This is a genomic window from Streptomyces sp. NBC_00873, from assembly GCF_045207415.1.
Lineage (GTDB): Bacteria > Actinomycetota > Actinomycetes > Streptomycetales > Streptomycetaceae > Streptomyces.
On sequence record NZ_CP108803.1, the window covers coordinates 5,366,825 to 5,381,479 of the forward strand.

The window sequence follows — 14,655 nt, forward strand, 5'->3', positions numbered from 1 at the left end:
GAGCGGGGTCAGTGGGTGGCGGCGGCGCTGCCCAGTGCGTTGATGAGGACGGCCACGGCCTCCTCGGTGCGGCCTGCGGCCACCAGTGCGGCGTGCCGGTAGAGGGTTGCCGCAGCGTTGGCCGTGAGGTGGTCGACGTACTGCTCGTACGTCAGGTGGCGCTGACGCAGGGGCCGGTGCCGGTATCCGGCGCGCAGCGCGGTCGTGACGATCTCGTCGGCGCGTTTTGCGGCGGTCCGGGTCAGGGCGACGTCGCGGGAGGCGCGGGCGAGGGCCTGGTGGCCGCGGGGCGCGGTGCAGGTGCGCGGGGCGGCCGGGCGGCGCTGGGGGCGGTCGGCGCGCAGGCGGGCGCAGACGGTGCGGATGCGCTCGACGTCGTGCAGCTGCCGGGCGGTGAGCCGGGCCTGGCCGGCGGACGGGGCGTCGACGTAGAACGAGGCCAGGTTCGCGACGTACAGCTCGGCGTGCAGCTCGTCGTCGCTGTCGTCGTCGGCGGCCGGGTGCACGGCGACGATGCGCATCGCGTACGGGTCGTCATGGAAGACGACGAGCCAGCTGCGGAGCGGTCTTTGCAGGCGGATGGGCATGCGGGTCTCCAAGAGGTCGGTGGTCCGGTGGTTCGGTGGCCCGCCTACCGACGGGCGGGCCACCGAAGGGGTCAGGCGCCGAGTTCGGTGGTGATGAGCTCGTCGATGCGGAAGGCCAGGCAGGTGATGCCGCGGGTCCGGCTGATCGTGGTGGCGTGAATGGTGTGAACGAGCGCGTCGTCGAGGAGCGTGTTGTAGAAGCAGTGGCAGACCAGCTGCGTGTACTGCTCCTGGGTGAGGCCGTAGTGCGCGATGTCCCAAGCCTTGGTGAGGGCGCAGTTGATGCGGTCCAGGGCGTCGCGGAGCTGGGCGCCGTCGACGTTGTGACGCTCGACGGTCTCGGTGATGTTCAGGCCGGGGTAGGGGGGAATCGGCATGCGCGTGGACGTGGATGCGATGGTCACGTTGCTCTCCAAGAGGTCGTGGCGGGGAGGGGGCGGCTTCCCCCTCCCCGCTGCCCTTATTCTACAGGCATTTGGCGTATGTGCCCCCCTATGCCAGAAAATCTCGGGTATGGGCCAGATTTTTCAGGCGCTCGGGCGCGGGAACCTGACCACGAGCGCGGTCGCATTGTCCTGGCTCGCCCCACGCGTCCGGCCCTGGGACAGGGCCTCGGCCACGAGCGATCCCGCGCTTTCCTTCGCGTCCAGGGCCAGCAGCAGGGCCTCCTCCATCAGGCCCGGCTCGTAGGTCTCCAGTGGGTGATGCACCCCGTCCGAGCACAGGACGAGCTGCGCGACCACGTCCAACTCCGCCTCCTCGTAGCCGATGTCGCCGTCTTCGAGGCACGCCATCAGCGAGTTGTGGTCCCACTCCTTGGGCTGGCGGCCGGCGTCGCGCAGCTCCTGCGCAAAGTTGTGGTCCTTCGTCAGCGGCACGAGGGTGCCGATGTGGGAGAGCCGGTAGGCGCGGGCGTCGCCGGACCAGGCCAGGCGCAGACGCGGGTTGGTGGGGTGGTGGACGGCCACGACCGCGGCCGCGCCCGGGTCCATGTGGTTCCAGCGCCGTCCGAGTCGGGTCAGGATCTGGGCGCGGACGTGGGCGATCGCGGAGATGGGTTCGCCCGAGCGGGCGGCGGCCCGGGCCAGCTCGGGCGCCCACGTCCGCACGTGCTCCTGGATGTCCTCCTCGTCGCCGACGCCGTCCAGGACGACGAACGCCCAGCGGCCGCTGACGCGGTCGTGGTGGACGGCGTGCGTGTCGCACTGCAGGTCGCGGGTGCCGACGGCTTGGGCGGCAGACATCTGCGGGCGGCGCCGGATGGTCGCCGGGCGCAGCAGGCGCGCCCAGCGGTATACGCGCTCGATGGCCTGCGGCGGCAGCGGCAGCAGGAGGCCGTCGCGGCTCTCGGGGCCGGTGACGATGACGGGGCCGCGAAGGTCCGGGGCGTCGGTGCCTGCGAGGTCGCGCCAGGCGCAGCGCACCGGCTCGTTGCGGGTGCGCTCAAAGCCGGGGCCGCTGGTGTGGGCGGTCATGTGACGGCCGAGCCTCCAGGCGGTGACGGGGCCGTCGAGCTCGTCGGCGATGTCGGACTGCTGGCGCTTGGGCTCGTCGTCCAGGTAGAAGGGCTCGGCGTGGCCGTTGGGCTGGACGTACAGGGCCTGGATCTCTCGGGGCATGTTTCCTCCTCGGTCAGGGCTTGCGGGGTCAGTTGGCGTCCTGGTCGGCGTCCTGGTCGGCGTGCTCGCCGCCGTGGGCCAGGACGAAGGTGCGGATCTCGTCGACCGGCACCTCCAGGTACAGGGAGGCGTCGGGGCTTTCGCAGTCGACCGGGTCCTCGTCCCAGTCGCAGTCGTCCGGGACTTCGAGGCCGGGCCACAGGAACACCTCGAGGTGGGTGTAGGGGCCGGGGTAGTCGGTTGGCACGGTGCCCGGCCAGGAGCTGGTGGGCCTGGGGAGGCTGAAGGCTCCGGGTCCGGCCTGGACGCTCATGAGGTGGCCGTCGGCGAGGCGGATGCGGGCGGGCTGCCAGCCGGTGCCGGTGGCGGCGAAGCGGTCGAGGCGGTCGGTGCGCATGCAGGCGGTCCGTTCATGGGTGGCGGGGCGGGCGGCCGGGCCCGTGCTGGGTCCGGCCGCCCGCGGGGGGTCAGGAAGTGACCGGGGTGTAGCGGGGCTTGAGGGCGTCGATGATCTGCGGCAGGCCGCCGCGCAGCACCTCGGGCACGTCGGTGTGCAGGCCCGCGCCGTCCAGGGCGCCTATCAGCACGACGGGCCCGTGCAGGCAGTACCCCAGGCGTTCGAGGCGGATGGCGTTGATCAGCGACGTCGCATACAGGTTCGGCGGCAGCCCCAGGGCAATGCCTTCTTCGTTCACGGCCACGGACAGGCGGTGGGTGCCGCCGGGGCGGGCGTAGTGGGCGATCTCGACCCAGCCGTCGACGACCGGGCGCAGGGCGGCCGACAGGCCCTCGGCGACGGGCAGTTCCAGGTCGGTGAGGGTGCCGTCGACGTCGAGGCGGATGCCGCGAATGGTTGTCATGGTTGTCTCCGAGTCGGTGAGGAGTGGGGGCCGCCGCGGTGGCGGCCCCCGGGGGCGGGTCAGAACGGGCGAAGAGCCAGGGCGAGTTCGGCGATCAGCTGGCGGCCGACGTGCACCGCGTGACCGACGGCGAATTCGTCGGCCTCGGCGCGGGCGGCCATCTCCACCAGGCACTTCAGGAACACCTCGGGCATGCAGGCGATCCACGTGCGGTAGTCCTGGCCATAGCTGGCCGTCCGGTGGGTGGCGGTCAGGACCTGGTCGACGGTGATCACGACCTCGCCGGCGGCGGCGACGGTGAGGCCGAACCGCTCGACAAGCAGGGCCTGCAGGTGCGGGCCCCCGGCGACGATGCCGGCGAGCCGGTCGGCCGTGTGGCCGGTGGTGAGCGTGTACGGGGCGGCGAGGCGGTCGGTCTGGTCGGTGGCGAACATGGCTTCCTCCAAGAGGCCGGTGGTCGTGCAGAGACGGCCCGGCCGCCCACCTGGTGGGGTGGGCGGCCGGGCCGGGGTGGGTCAGGCGAGCGGGAACCAGACGTTCATGAACGCGTCCAGCTCCTCGAGGGCCTGCGAGAACTTCTGCGCGCGGGTGTGGGTGAAGCTGACCGCGTCGATCGCGCCGCGTTCCGGGGTGACGGCTACGAGCGTGATGCGCAGCTCGTCGGCCGCCGCCGGCTCGCAGATGACTTTCAGGACGAGGGTGTTATCGATGTAGCGGGCGTAGACGTTGTTGCTGACGCACGTGACGTCGTCCGCGCGCTCGGTGAGGTTGGCGGCGAACAGTTCCTGGACGGTGCTCATGACTTCTCCTGTGGTGACTGGAACGTTTGAAAGATGTGGCATACTTCCGGCCGGCCGCCCACCTGTGGGTGGGCGACCGGCCGGCTGTGTTTCCTACTTCGAGAAGGTCCGAGGACCGCACAGGTGACCCTGCGGGCCGTTGTCCCAGTCGACGACGTACTTGTGGACGCGAGCGGTGCTCCCGCTGGCTTGGCGCTTCCAGCTGGACTTCACCTCGATGATCGTCCCGCGGTCTCCGACCTGGGCGTGCTCGACGGTGTCTCCGAGCTTGTACGTACGACTCATCGTCGTCTCCCTCTTGAGTTGTCAATGACTTGTCGACGCAGGGGGGTTTCCCACCTCGCGCTGCTCCCCTTATTCTAGCGTCCTTCTATGGGGAGGCAAGAACTTTTTTTCGCGTTTCCCCAGGTCAGAGCCCATCCAGTCCCGCAGGACCGCCTACGCCTACGCCGCCGCCTCCGCCCCTCCTGCGCTTGGCCATGGCACCGCGTCCAGGGCCCGACGGTGCGTGTCCGGCACCGGCGCGAGCGGCCAGCCCGCCCAATGCAGGCCCATCGCGGCGAGGATGAACGCGTCCGCCTTGTCGTACCGGCCCGGCCCCTCGCACTCCACGCCGTACCGCTCGGCGACCGCGTCGCGGACCATGCCCTTGGCGACGCGGGCCCGCTCCTTGCGCGGGTAGTCCTTCGCCGGGTTGGACACCCCCATCGCGTAGACGATGCGCGAGGCGGGCGCCACCACCGCGTACGGGATGTTCCGCTCCCACAGGTCCTGGGCGAGGATCCACCACAGGCCCGCCAGCTCGTGGTGCCCGGCCTGCCCGCCGTGCCCGTACGCCGCGCCCTCGATGACGACCAGGTCGGCCGCGCGGGTCCGCTCCCGGACCTCCCCGCGCAGCCACTGCAGCCGCCCGTGGCCGCGCCCCTTGGGTCGCAGCGCATCAGCCCAGCCGTCACCGGCGACGCCCGTGCACGTCAGCGAAGGGTCCACGCCGATCACCAGCGGGGACCGGCCGGCCGTGGCCATCCAGGCGCCGGGGGCGGGAACGAGGTCAGTCAACGAGGGCTCCTTGCGCAGCAGATGGGGGTGGTTGGGCCGCGCCCGCGGGGGTGTGGGCACCGCGCGGGCGCGGCCCGGCTTGGGGGGTCAGTGCGGGTCGGCCACGGGCTCCTCGCCGCCTTCGGCAAGCTGAAGCAGCGCGCGGCGGGCCAGGCGGGCGACGTCGCCGAGCAGTGCGATCACCGAGTGGGCATAGTCGTCGGCGCTGGCCTTGGACGCGGCCAGGTACAGGGCCTGGCAGGTCTCCATGTCGCCGTTGGCGAAAGCGGTGATGAAGCGCAGGGAGAAGGCGTGCGCGGGGTGTTGGGGTTCGTAGTCCGGGTCCGGTGCGGCCAGGGCCCACATCGTCTCGGGGCCCTGGTGCCCGTAGAGACGCACGAGGGTCTGGCGGGCGGCGTCCGCCAGACCGCAGCACACCCCGTATATCTGCTGGCCGGTGCTGTTGCGGAAGATCTCGCCCATCAGGTTCGAGGCGACCTGGAAGTCGCAGTCGATGGCGCGGCTGATGGCGTCCATGACCAGCTTGGCGCGCAGGGAGGAGTTCACGATGCTCGGTTCCTTTGTCTGGGTGATTGGTGGGCCGCGCCCGCGGGGGTGTGAGCACCGCGGGCGCGGCCCGGATCGGGGGCTGGGTCAGGCGGCGAGGAGGGCGAGGCTGTCGGCCCACGCGCGGCCGCCGGACGCCCACGCCACGGCGTGCAGGGCCAGGCGCTTGTTGGGCTCGTCCAGCAGGGAGACATTGGCCAAGGACAGGGCGTGACGTCCGGTCAGGAGGCAGGCCAGGCGCAGAACCTGCCACTCCGAGAGCGTGCCGATCAGGGAGCCGTCGCCGGCGGACAGGCACGCGACGGCGACCTGACGCCAGGCGATGCGGGACTGGCCGTCGACGTCGGCAATGACCAGCTGGGTGCGCTCCAGTTCGGGCAGCCAGTGGCCGTGGGTGGCGAGCAGCCACACGGCGGCTTCCTCCTGCCACGATCCGGCGGCGCGCTCTGCAAGGCGGGTGGCGAGGTCGGTCATGTCGTGGTTCACGGGTTCTCCAAGAGGTGTTGTGGTCAGCGGGTGGTGCGGGGCTTGGGCGTGTGGCCGACGTGCCAGCCACCGCAGCGGCGGTTGCGGCACCGGTAGGCGGCCAGGCGTACGGCGCCTTTGGCTATGAGCCGTTCGCGGTGCTCCTCGGCCTGCTCCTCGGTGTCGTGACGGCGCTTGCCGGTGCAGGCCCGGCCGTTGGTGCGGATCACTGGGGGCCGCCGGTGTCGGCGCGGGGATCGGTGGCAGGGTGGAGCATCGTCGTCTCCAAAAGGGGGTCGGGTCCGTCGCCCGCCCCCCTTTCGCCGGAGGCAGGCGGGGGACGGGTCAGGTGGTACCGGCGAAGTCGAGCTGCAGCTGTTCTTGCCGCTTGGGCTTCTCCGCCTGGCGGCGCTCTTCGATCTCGCGGGTCGCCTGCCGGCACGAGGGGCAGATGCGTTCGTCGTTGCGCGTGTGGCTCTTCGCTCCGGCTTCGGTGCCGCAGGAGGGGCGCAGTTTCGGCTCTGCCAGCTCCTCGTCGCTCACGTCGTCGAGGGCGGCGATGACTTCGCCGTTGCACCACAGGCGGCCACCGGCAATCCCGTCGAACTTGGCCTGGGAGGGCTTGATGGTGGCGATGCACTCGGCGCGGAACGGGCACGGCCCGCACGTCGGCAGCTGCGGTAGACACAGGTCTTTGATGTCGTTTGCGCTACCGCAGTCGTCCTGGTTGGGCGCGAAGCCGTCCTGGTCGCGGCAGGGTGCGCGAAGGGTCCACGCGCCGGTCACAGCTGCTCCTCGGGGTCGTAGGCGGTGGCGTTGACGGCTTCCGCTTCGGCCGGCAGGCGGGCGGCTTCCGGCCGGTGGTCGGTAGTGGTCACAGGGGTCTCCAAGAGGTCGGTTTGAGGTGGTGAAAGGGGGGCGGCGGGCCAGGCCGGTCGGGGCCTGGCCCCCGCGGGGTTACAGGGCTTCCTTGATGCGCTCGCCGATGTGCCGGGCGACGTTCACCGACACCGCGTTACCGCCCTGCATGGTCTGCTCGGCCTGGGTGCCCAGCACGATGTACCTGTGAGGGAACCGCTGGGCCTCCAGCTGCTCGCGGGGCTTGAGCATCCGGAAGAAGCAGTCCTCCACCGCCGGGGCGCTGCGCAGCAGTGCGGCCGAGTCGTGGGTGGTCATCGTGTGGACGGGCTCGGCAGCCGTCTTGACCGCTGCCTTGCGGTACGGGATGACCAGGGAGTTGCGGAGCTCCACCGGCACGGGGCCGCCAGGGACGACCAGGCCGTGATGGTTGCCCTGCGCGGTGACGGCGGTGACCGGGGCGGTGGCGAGAGCCGGGTTGGCGTTCTGCCGGTAGGTGATCACGAACGGCTCCGGGTCGACCGTGACCAAGGCCTCGCTCTCGCGGGTCAGCCGGGTACGCATCGGGTCGGCGACGTCGCTGCACGCGGTGTTCCAACTGCCGCCCGTCGGCACGAGCAGCGCCTCGCCCTGCTTGATGGTGCGAGTGGTGAACGGCCGCTCGGCCACCGCGTAGGCCCGGTCGGTGCCGTCCTTGCCGTGGTTGAGAGTGATCGAGGCCGGGGTGTGGGGGAACTTCACCAGGCCCGCGCGGATGCGATCCATGGTGGTGTCGGCCAGTGGCTTCTTGCGGTCCCCGATGCGCTGGCCGAGGTCGTCCCAGTTGATGACGGAGGCGGCCGGGCGCACGTACGGCTCGACGACGGCGTTGCGGCAGCGGCTGCTGGGGCAGCGGTAGTTGTAGTCGCGCAGGTACTTGCCGACTCGGACCCTGGGGGCGAACCACGCCTTCTTCGCGCGGATGTCCTTGCCGCACTCGAAGCAGAACGCCAGCGGGCGGGGCTCCAGGTCCGGCTTGGGCATGCCCTTGAGGCGGAAGAGGATGTAGATGCGGTCCCGCCACTGCGGGGCGCGCACGTTGTCGTCGTCGCCGACGTGGGCGGAGGTGGCGCACAGGATCTGCGGGGGCTCGTAGCGGAGCTCCGTCATGGCCTTGACCCAGGTCTTCCTCAGGACCCAGCACAGCCAGAATTCGACGACGTTCTCGATGACGACATACGGGAACCGCTTCGCCTCGCAGGCCCGCACCACGCACCAGGCGGTGGCCCGGGTCCGCTCGAACGCGTCCGGCGTCAGGGCCTGCCACGACTCGGCATCGTCGTCGTCACCGAGCTGGTCCAGGACCTCGAACAGGTCGAGCTGATTGGTCTGGTGAACGCGGCCGCCGGCCGGGGACACCTCGGTGCAGATGATCGACGCCCACAGCAGCAGCGCGCGGGGCAGGAACCGCATGGGGTAGCCGCTGACGTCGGCGGTCAGGTGCTCGATGTTGGGGTGGTTCGCGGCGTGCGAGTCCATCGCGGTCTGCCAGTGGTTCATGGCGAGCTTGCCCTGCCATCCGGCCTCCACCAGGCCAGAGGAGGAGCCGCCTGCTCCTGCGAGCAGGTCGTTGAACGTCAACTCGATGTCGGTGGGAAGAGTGGTCAGCACAGGTGTCTCCAAGAGGTCGCCGCCCCGCCCCCTGACGGGGGCGGGGCGGGATAGGTCGTGGCGCAGGTCAGGCGCGGGCGGGGCAGGGGCCGGTGAGGCGGGCAAGGAGCAGCGGCAGCGCCGCGGCGTCACCGATCCGGCGGGCGTAGGTGATGGCCTCGTTCAGCTCGGCGCGCTGCTGCTCGGTGACGGGGTGGTTGATGACGCACCAGCACTGGCGGGGCTCCAGCAGGGATTCGCCGAGGGCCTGGCCGGCGGCCACGGTGTCCGCGTCGCGCAGGTCGCGCAGGTAGAGCGCGATCGCGGCGAGCATCGAGCGGACCTCTGCGGCCAGCTGTGCGTGTTCGCCTTCGGCGGTGGAGTCGTAGAGCAGGCCGTCGAAGTTCGGGTTGTCCTCGTGGCTGCGCACGATCCGCCAGCCGGTGACGTCAGCGAGACGGTCGGGCAGCGAGTGGTCGTCGGCGATGACCAGGTGCGTGCCGTCGGGGAGGTTGACGTAGATGACGGTCTCGCCGCCGCAGGTCTCGATGTCGCAGACCAGTCCGGCCGCGCGCAGCGGCGTGGTGACAGCTTCGTACTGCAGCCAAAGGGCTTGCCACTCCGGGCGGTTCACGCGGCCGTGGTCAGGCATGGGAGCGAGGTTCATCTTGATCTCCAAGAGGTGAGCGGTCGACACAGTACAGAGTTGTGGCACATCTGTGAACCGGGTGGCGGAGTTGCCCGCCGCCCGGACCGGGGGCGGGTCAGCGGTCGGCGGGGTGCTGGAGGGCCAGCGCAGGGGGCAGGGCGGGCTGGTGGCCCGGGTTGGCGAGCTGGGCCCGCAGGCGCATCAGTTCGGCCTCCTGGCGGGCGCTGCGCTCACGCTCGGCGGCCTCGACTTCGACGTCGATCGCGTTGGCGTGGCCGTCGAGGGCGGCCGCCATGCGGCGGGCCTCCTTGGCGATCCGCCGGGCCTGATGGGCGGCGTACCGGTCGCGCTTGGGGCTCAGGTGGAACTCGGCGCCGCCGGCCTCGGTGACGAGCCGGTCGACGAGCTGGTCGCGGGCGTGCTCGGCGCTGCCGAGGACGCCCAGCTGGATTCCTTCGCGGACGCACTCGTCGAGTCTGGCGACCTCAACAAGCAAGGCGTCGATGGCCTCGGGGTTGGCGAACCAGGCGTTGACGAGGCCGATCAGGACGGTCGCGGCCTGTGCGGAGGCGTCCAGGACCATGCGGTCCGGGTGTTCGCGGCGCAGGGTGGGCAGGTAGCTCATGCGGTGCTCCAAGAGGTGAATTCGTTCGGTCGAGTGGTGTGGCACATTCCGGCCCGGACGGCGGATGCTGTCCGCCGCCCGGGCCGGGGGGTCAGGCGGTCTGAACGGACTGCCGCATGGGGAAGCCGAGTTCACCGGCGAGCTCGGCGGCGCGCTCGGCGCTCGCGACATAGCGGCCGTCCTTGAACTCCTGGACGGACGCGGTCAGGCGGTGGAACTCGCCGTGCGCCTCGGTGATGGCGACGGGCCAGGCCTCGACGAGGAAGCCGACGACCTGTTCCGACTCGATGACCAGCACGTCGCCGTCGGCGATGTCGTCGCGGCACTGGGTGGCGTCGTACGCCTCCCAGGTGTCACCGAAGCGGTGGACGGCCTTGGGCTGGGCGGCATCCTCGGCGGCGAGCTCGGCGTCGTGGGCGTCGATCTCGGCCAGCTCACAGGCGGCGCGCTCGGCGTCAGCGGCGTCGTCGTCGTTGATGTCGATCAGGTGGTTCATGGCGTCTCTCTTTCGGGTTGATGGGCGGGGCTTTCCCTCTCACCGCTGCCTTTATTCTAGCGTCACTCGGGTTGGGGGTCCAGTTTTATTTTTCGGGTGAGCGGGCGTCACCGAGCCCTTCCCGCCCTGCTCGTGCCGCCTGGCGGGCCAGCTGCCGGGCCGCCTCCACGTCCTGCGGGCGGTCGCGGGCCACCTGCCGCGCCTGGGCTTGGTCCGCGTGCCAGTTCTCCATGAACTCCCGCTGCGACTGCCGCTCCGTCTCCGCCCGCTCCCGCTCCCGTGCCGCGCGCTCGGCGCGCGGATTGGTTTTGCAGCCACGACAACTGGCAGCCGGAGTCGAGTGCTTGGGGCAGCCGCGCGGCTCCCCTGCGGCGTCAGCCGCGGGGGTAGGGGGGAAAGGAAGAACACCAGTAGAAGAAGGAAAAGAAGGGGTTCCACCGGTGGAACCCTTGGGGTTCCCCCCGTGGAACCCTTGGGGTTCCACCGGTGGAACCCTGGCCTCGTCATCATCAGGGTTCCACCCGTGGAACCCTGGCTCTCGCCTCACGCCTTCGCCGGCGGCCAGCTCCTGCACGTCGAGGTCCTCGCGCGTCCTCGCATCGATGTCCTCGTGCGTCATCGCGGGCTTGGACGGTGCCGCGCGAGTGATGCCCGAGCGGGCTTTGTTCGGGTTCTTCGGCGCGGCGTCGGCGGCCTGGAACCGGGCGTCCAGGTCGTCGTTGGACGGGATCGGGGGCACTCCCAGCGGGAAGACCCGGTACACCGCCCGGCGCCCGAGCATGCCGACCTCCACGCGCTCGATCAGGCCCTTGGCGACCAGCTCGGTGACGATGGTCGTGCACCGCTTCTCCCCGCAACCGACCCACGCGCGAACACGCTTCATACCCGGCTTGGACAGGCGGGTCTCGTCGTCGGCCGAGTCGCAAATCTTCATCAGGGCCAGCTTCTGGCCCTGGGTGACCACGTCGGCGGGCAGGTATGCGGCGACGAGCATCAGGTGAATGGACAACGGAACTTCCCCTTCTGACGGCACGCTGCCGCCCGCCCGGGTCGCGGGCGGGCGGCGGCGGTCCGATCAGGCCTTGTAGGCCCGCACGTTGATGGTCTTGGGCGTCTTCTGCGCGGTCTTCTTCTCCGGGACCGCGAGGCCCGCCTCCTTCAAGTTGGCGACCATCCGCTTCTCGTCGGGCACCATCGGCACCGTCAGGCCCGCCGACTCATGCAGGTCGACCATGGCCTGCAAGTCGCCGGTCCAGACTTCGTTCCCACCGAGCCAAACCAGCTCGTTCGCGCCGTACACGCCCGCCGGCGAGAGGTCGACCTTCTTGCGCGCCAGGGCCTTCATGCGGTTGCCCTGGAGCGCCAACGCGTGGCCTTGCACGTACTCCTCCAGGGCCTGGGTCCGGTCGGCGTCGTCGTGGATGAGCACGCTCTGCACCGCCGCGCCGGGGCTCTGGGGCAGGCCCCAGCAGGCCGTCATGAACGGGCAGTGGTCGCAGATCGCGTCCAGGCCCGGCCCGTCGAAGTCGCGGCGCCCCTCCTCGGGCGAGTTCAGCTCCCGCACGCGCTGGACCCACCAGCGGGCGCGGGTGGCCTCGTTCGGGTCGAAGTCGAACTCCTCGATGAGCTCTTCGCCGTTGTCGCGGTTGACGAAGCGGAAGCGGATCCGGGCAACCTCCAGCGGGCCGAGCTTGGCCAGGTACCGCTGGCCGCGCACGTCCTCGAACCCGGTCGTGCGCAGCAGGTCCGCGTACAGGTACACCTGGCGCAGCTCGGCCGCCGAGGGCCCGTAGCGGCGCACCTTCTCCCACAGGTACGTGGACTTCGTCTTGACGTCCTCCACGGTCACCCCGTGCTCGGCGGTCACCTTGGGCCGGTGCCGGGCCGGGACGCGGGCAGCAGTGTCCTGGTCGAGCTGCACGGCGTCGATGTGGCCCCGGATCGTCTCGTCGGCCACGGCCCTCTCCACCAGCCAGCCGTACTCGGTGCGGGCGGCACCCAGCAGGCCCTCGTGAATGTAGGTTCCCAAGATCGCGGCACGCTTCTCGGACTGGTCGGTCGGGGTGGTCCCGAACAGGACGTAGGCGGCGCGGCGCTCACACACGGTGTCGGACGCGCCGAGCTGGCGCTGCAGGGATCGCGGCCGTCTGGCGTCGACGTCGTGAGCGGCTGTCCACAGGGACACGGCGCTTTCCACAGGTTGTGCGGTCATCAGGTACTCCTGGAAGTAGGGCGGCTCAACGCCGGGCGGGGACCTTGGCGGCCGTGGTCTTCTTGGCGGTGGTGCGCTTGCGGGCGGGCCGGCGTGTCGGCTCCGGCACGGTCACGTCGTCGGGGTCGACGTCGGGCTCCTCGGCGGCCTTGCGCTCCGCGGCGGCCCGCAGCTTGTCGGCGTCGCTGAGCGGGCCCTGGCCCATCTCGGTGGGCGGGTTCTCGAGGACGGCGACCTTCCGCTCGATCGCCCCACGGATGGAGACGACCTCGGCGCGGGCCAGGCCGGTGTCGGGCTCGGCGGCGTCCCACCACAGCTGGCGCAGCTTCTCGACGTCCTTCAGCTCGTCGACGTCGTTGTCCTCCAGCCACGCCTGCACGCGGTCGCCGACCAGGGCGGGCATCTGGCGCGGCTGGGAGTCCATCGAGCAGCCGAGCCGGTTGAACACCAGGTCCTCGACGGTGAAGGCCTCCAGGTTGAGCGGCTTGCCGTCCTCGACGCGCAGCTGCAGCGAGCGGGCCTTGATGACCTGCGGGTTTTTGCCTCGGCGCATGCGCACCCACACCGAGCAGTCGAACGCCAGGTCCTTCTGGGCCTGGACCTTCCACTCCCTCAGGACGCGGCCGCGGTCCTTGACCGGCCTGCCGTTGTCGTCGATGGCGGAGATCTGCTTGCCCCGGGCGGTGATGATGGCGATGCCCGGGAAGGTCTGCAGCAGGTGGATGACTTCCAGCCAACGGTCGGTGGCGTCGTTCCACAGGTTCATGCCGACGTCGATGGCGGCGTCCGGGTTCTCCTCCAGGAGTTGCGCGTTGTTCTTGCTGCGCCGGGCCCGCTCGTTGGTCCAGGTCTTGAGCATCCGCCACAGCGCGGTGCCCGAGTCGACGGCCAGCACCACCGGCGGTTCGCCGGCGGCCGCGGCCCGGCGGGCCTCGAGGAACACGGCCCGGATCTGCTCCAGGATGTCCCGGTAGGTGCCGTCGTGCTCGATGATCAGGTAGCGGGCGCCGGGGATCGCCGCGTACTCGTCGGCGCTGCCTTCGGCGAGGTCGATCCAGTACATCTGGCCGATGCGCGTGGAGGCGGAGAACTCGGCGGCGGAGTAGGTGTTGTGCGTGACGATGAAGTGCTCGGTGACGTACAGGTGGTCCTCGGCGGCGACCCTGATGCACCGGGCGGGCTTCACGCCGACGTACGTGATCTCCTTGATGATCCTCCACGGCTTCATTGCCATCTGCTTCGGGCGCCCGCGCAGCCAACGCTCTGCCTTGCGTGGGAGGGCGAACGGACAGACTCCTTCGGGCAGGCGCACCCGCAACCGGAACGCCAGCAGGCCCTCGCGCACCCCTCCCTGCGCCGTGCGGTACTTCGGCGTCTTGGACGAGGTGGAAGCGGTGCCGCCCAGAGACTCCACCAACTCCCTGACATCCGCAGCGAGTTGCCAAGAGCTCGTGTAAAAGAGCGCCCCCGTCTTCTCCATCCCGCCGTCGGTGTCCATCAGGCCACGGAGCAGTGCGATCCGGTCCTCGGCGCTCGCCCGCTTGTAAGGCTCAGGGATGAACTTGTCCTCGCTGCGGTGCCCCTGGAGACCGAGTGCACGGAGCGTGGCAAGCGTCGCTCCGCCCCGCAGGTAGGCGTTTCGCGGGTCGTCTGCGGCCGGACGCAGGATGTCGCCCTCGGGCAGGGCGGCCTGGACAGCCGCGTGGAGTTCCGGGTCGGCGCTGAAGAAGCTGACGGCTTGCGTCATGCCGCCGTCGCCGATGAGCAGTCCAAGCAGGTAAGGGTCCAACGGGAGCGGGGTGCCGGACCCCTCGTACTGCACGGGCTGCACCACCGGCAGGTGTATGACCCGGCCAGCCTTGATCAGTTCCGCGATTGCGTCGGTGGTCAGGACTCGGCCTTCGTGGTTGCGGTGCTCGCCGTTCTTGCGCCGGCGGTGCCGGTCCTGCGTCGTCCACACCCGCCACAGGTGGTCCCCGGCGGCCTCGACCGTGGCCCCGTCCGAGGCGGTGACGCGGTAGATCGGCAGCTCGCCACGGTCGAAGACTCCGGTGACGGTGGTGGCTCGGCCGTCGAGGCCGATGACGGCGCTGCCTTCGGTGAGGTCTCCCATGCGGCTCCACCCGGTTGGGGTGGCGACGAGAGAGTCAAGCGGCTGCGCCTTTCCGGCGCCCTCTTCTCCTTCGAGGAGGATCAGGGGCCACGGGACGATGCCCGTGGGTTTGCGGGTTTTGAGCTTGATGGCCATCG

At 70.6% G+C, this 14,655-nt stretch carries 20 protein-coding genes; all 20 read right to left on the reverse strand.

Features of this window, described 5'->3' with window-relative positions:
• Positions 1–8 precede the first annotated feature (8 nt).
• The 20 genes from OH809_RS24855 to OH809_RS24950 all read right to left on the reverse strand — a co-directional run bounded on the left by OH809_RS24855 (position 9) and on the right by OH809_RS24950 (position 14,653).
• A complete protein-coding gene (locus OH809_RS24855) occupies positions 9–587 on the reverse strand; it encodes a hypothetical protein (RefSeq protein WP_327349624.1) in 579 nt (192 codons plus the stop codon).
• A gap of 71 nt (positions 588–658) precedes the next feature.
• Positions 659–991 (reverse strand): hypothetical protein, encoded by a 333-nt coding sequence (locus OH809_RS24860; protein ID WP_406515569.1) that lies wholly within the window; start codon positions 989–991, stop codon positions 659–661.
• 123 nt (positions 992–1,114) lie between these two features.
• Positions 1,115–2,206, reverse strand: a complete 1,092-nt coding sequence (locus OH809_RS24865; protein ID WP_406515570.1) for a PP2C family protein-serine/threonine phosphatase — start codon at positions 2,204–2,206, stop codon at positions 1,115–1,117.
• Positions 2,207–2,234: 28 nt separating this feature from the next.
• Positions 2,235–2,603, reverse strand: a complete 369-nt coding sequence (locus tag OH809_RS24870) for a hypothetical protein (protein ID WP_406515571.1) — start codon at positions 2,601–2,603, stop codon at positions 2,235–2,237.
• A gap of 70 nt (positions 2,604–2,673) precedes the next feature.
• Positions 2,674–3,066 (reverse strand): DUF3846 domain-containing protein, encoded by a 393-nt coding sequence (locus tag OH809_RS24875; protein ID WP_406515572.1) that lies wholly within the window; start codon positions 3,064–3,066, stop codon positions 2,674–2,676.
• A 59-nt stretch (positions 3,067–3,125) separates the two neighbouring features.
• On the reverse strand, positions 3,126–3,500 hold the full coding sequence (locus tag OH809_RS24880) for a hypothetical protein (RefSeq protein WP_406515573.1): 375 nt from the start codon (positions 3,498–3,500) through the stop codon (positions 3,126–3,128).
• A gap of 81 nt (positions 3,501–3,581) precedes the next feature.
• Entirely contained in the window at positions 3,582–3,866 is a 285-nt protein-coding gene (locus tag OH809_RS24885) for a hypothetical protein (protein WP_327349630.1), read from the reverse strand.
• A 93-nt stretch (positions 3,867–3,959) separates the two neighbouring features.
• Positions 3,960–4,151: a hypothetical protein gene (locus OH809_RS24890; RefSeq protein WP_406515574.1), complete on the reverse strand. Its 192-nt coding sequence runs from the start codon at positions 4,149–4,151 to the stop codon at positions 3,960–3,962.
• A gap of 159 nt (positions 4,152–4,310) precedes the next feature.
• On the reverse strand, positions 4,311–4,925 hold the full coding sequence (locus OH809_RS24895; protein WP_327349632.1) for a hypothetical protein: 615 nt from the start codon (positions 4,923–4,925) through the stop codon (positions 4,311–4,313).
• A gap of 87 nt (positions 4,926–5,012) precedes the next feature.
• A complete protein-coding gene (locus OH809_RS24900; RefSeq protein ID WP_406515576.1) occupies positions 5,013–5,471 on the reverse strand; it encodes a hypothetical protein in 459 nt (152 codons plus the stop codon).
• A gap of 87 nt (positions 5,472–5,558) precedes the next feature.
• Positions 5,559–5,957 (reverse strand): hypothetical protein, encoded by a 399-nt coding sequence (locus OH809_RS24905; protein WP_406515577.1) that lies wholly within the window; start codon positions 5,955–5,957, stop codon positions 5,559–5,561.
• A 23-nt stretch (positions 5,958–5,980) separates the two neighbouring features.
• A complete protein-coding gene (locus tag OH809_RS24910; RefSeq protein WP_406515578.1) occupies positions 5,981–6,166 on the reverse strand; it encodes a hypothetical protein in 186 nt (61 codons plus the stop codon).
• A 115-nt stretch (positions 6,167–6,281) separates the two neighbouring features.
• The gene (locus OH809_RS24915; RefSeq protein ID WP_327349636.1) at positions 6,282–6,722 is read right to left on the reverse strand and encodes a hypothetical protein; all 441 of its coding nucleotides are present in this window, start codon (positions 6,720–6,722) and stop codon (positions 6,282–6,284) included.
• Positions 6,723–6,893: 171 nt separating this feature from the next.
• Entirely contained in the window at positions 6,894–8,444 is a 1,551-nt protein-coding gene (locus tag OH809_RS24920; RefSeq protein ID WP_327349637.1) for a DNA cytosine methyltransferase, read from the reverse strand.
• A 67-nt stretch (positions 8,445–8,511) separates the two neighbouring features.
• Entirely contained in the window at positions 8,512–9,090 is a 579-nt protein-coding gene (locus tag OH809_RS24925; RefSeq protein ID WP_406515579.1) for a hypothetical protein, read from the reverse strand.
• A gap of 97 nt (positions 9,091–9,187) precedes the next feature.
• Positions 9,188–9,697 (reverse strand): hypothetical protein, encoded by a 510-nt coding sequence (locus OH809_RS24930; protein WP_406515580.1) that lies wholly within the window; start codon positions 9,695–9,697, stop codon positions 9,188–9,190.
• 91 nt (positions 9,698–9,788) lie between these two features.
• Positions 9,789–10,193, reverse strand: a complete 405-nt coding sequence (locus tag OH809_RS24935; RefSeq protein ID WP_406515581.1) for a hypothetical protein — start codon at positions 10,191–10,193, stop codon at positions 9,789–9,791.
• 85 nt (positions 10,194–10,278) lie between these two features.
• Positions 10,279–11,202 (reverse strand): hypothetical protein, encoded by a 924-nt coding sequence (locus OH809_RS24940; protein ID WP_406515582.1) that lies wholly within the window; start codon positions 11,200–11,202, stop codon positions 10,279–10,281.
• Between the two features lie 66 nt (positions 11,203–11,268).
• Positions 11,269–12,405, reverse strand: a complete 1,137-nt coding sequence (locus OH809_RS24945) for a PD-(D/E)XK nuclease family protein (RefSeq protein ID WP_406515583.1) — start codon at positions 12,403–12,405, stop codon at positions 11,269–11,271.
• A 25-nt stretch (positions 12,406–12,430) separates the two neighbouring features.
• Positions 12,431–14,653: an LAGLIDADG family homing endonuclease gene (locus OH809_RS24950; protein WP_406515584.1), complete on the reverse strand. Its 2,223-nt coding sequence runs from the start codon at positions 14,651–14,653 to the stop codon at positions 12,431–12,433.
• Positions 14,654–14,655: the final 2 nt, after the last annotated feature.

What these genes read in the sequence shown, in the direction of transcription:
- OH809_RS24945 (WP_406515583.1), bottom strand. Translation starts at nt 12,405, where the DNA reads ATGACCGCACAACCTGTGGAAAGCGCCGTGTCCCTGTGGACAGCCGCT.
- OH809_RS24885 (WP_327349630.1), bottom strand. Translation starts at nt 3,866, where the DNA reads ATGAGCACCGTCCAGGAACTGTTCGCCGCCAACCTCACCGAGCGCGCG.
- OH809_RS24935 (WP_406515581.1), bottom strand. Translation starts at nt 10,193, where the DNA reads ATGAACCACCTGATCGACATCAACGACGACGACGCCGCTGACGCCGAG.
- OH809_RS24865 (WP_406515570.1), bottom strand. Translation starts at nt 2,206, where the DNA reads ATGCCCCGAGAGATCCAGGCCCTGTACGTCCAGCCCAACGGCCACGCC.
- OH809_RS24925 (WP_406515579.1), bottom strand. Translation starts at nt 9,090, where the DNA reads ATGAACCTCGCTCCCATGCCTGACCACGGCCGCGTGAACCGCCCGGAG.
- OH809_RS24855 (WP_327349624.1), bottom strand. Translation starts at nt 587, where the DNA reads ATGCCCATCCGCCTGCAAAGACCGCTCCGCAGCTGGCTCGTCGTCTTC.
- OH809_RS24880 (WP_406515573.1), bottom strand. Translation starts at nt 3,500, where the DNA reads ATGTTCGCCACCGACCAGACCGACCGCCTCGCCGCCCCGTACACGCTC.
- OH809_RS24950 (WP_406515584.1), bottom strand. Translation starts at nt 14,653, where the DNA reads ATGGCCATCAAGCTCAAAACCCGCAAACCCACGGGCATCGTCCCGTGG.
- OH809_RS24930 (WP_406515580.1), bottom strand. Translation starts at nt 9,697, where the DNA reads ATGAGCTACCTGCCCACCCTGCGCCGCGAACACCCGGACCGCATGGTC.
- OH809_RS24875 (WP_406515572.1), bottom strand. Translation starts at nt 3,066, where the DNA reads ATGACAACCATTCGCGGCATCCGCCTCGACGTCGACGGCACCCTCACC.
- OH809_RS24890 (WP_406515574.1), bottom strand. Translation starts at nt 4,151, where the DNA reads ATGAGTCGTACGTACAAGCTCGGAGACACCGTCGAGCACGCCCAGGTC.
- OH809_RS24870 (WP_406515571.1), bottom strand. Translation starts at nt 2,603, where the DNA reads ATGCGCACCGACCGCCTCGACCGCTTCGCCGCCACCGGCACCGGCTGG.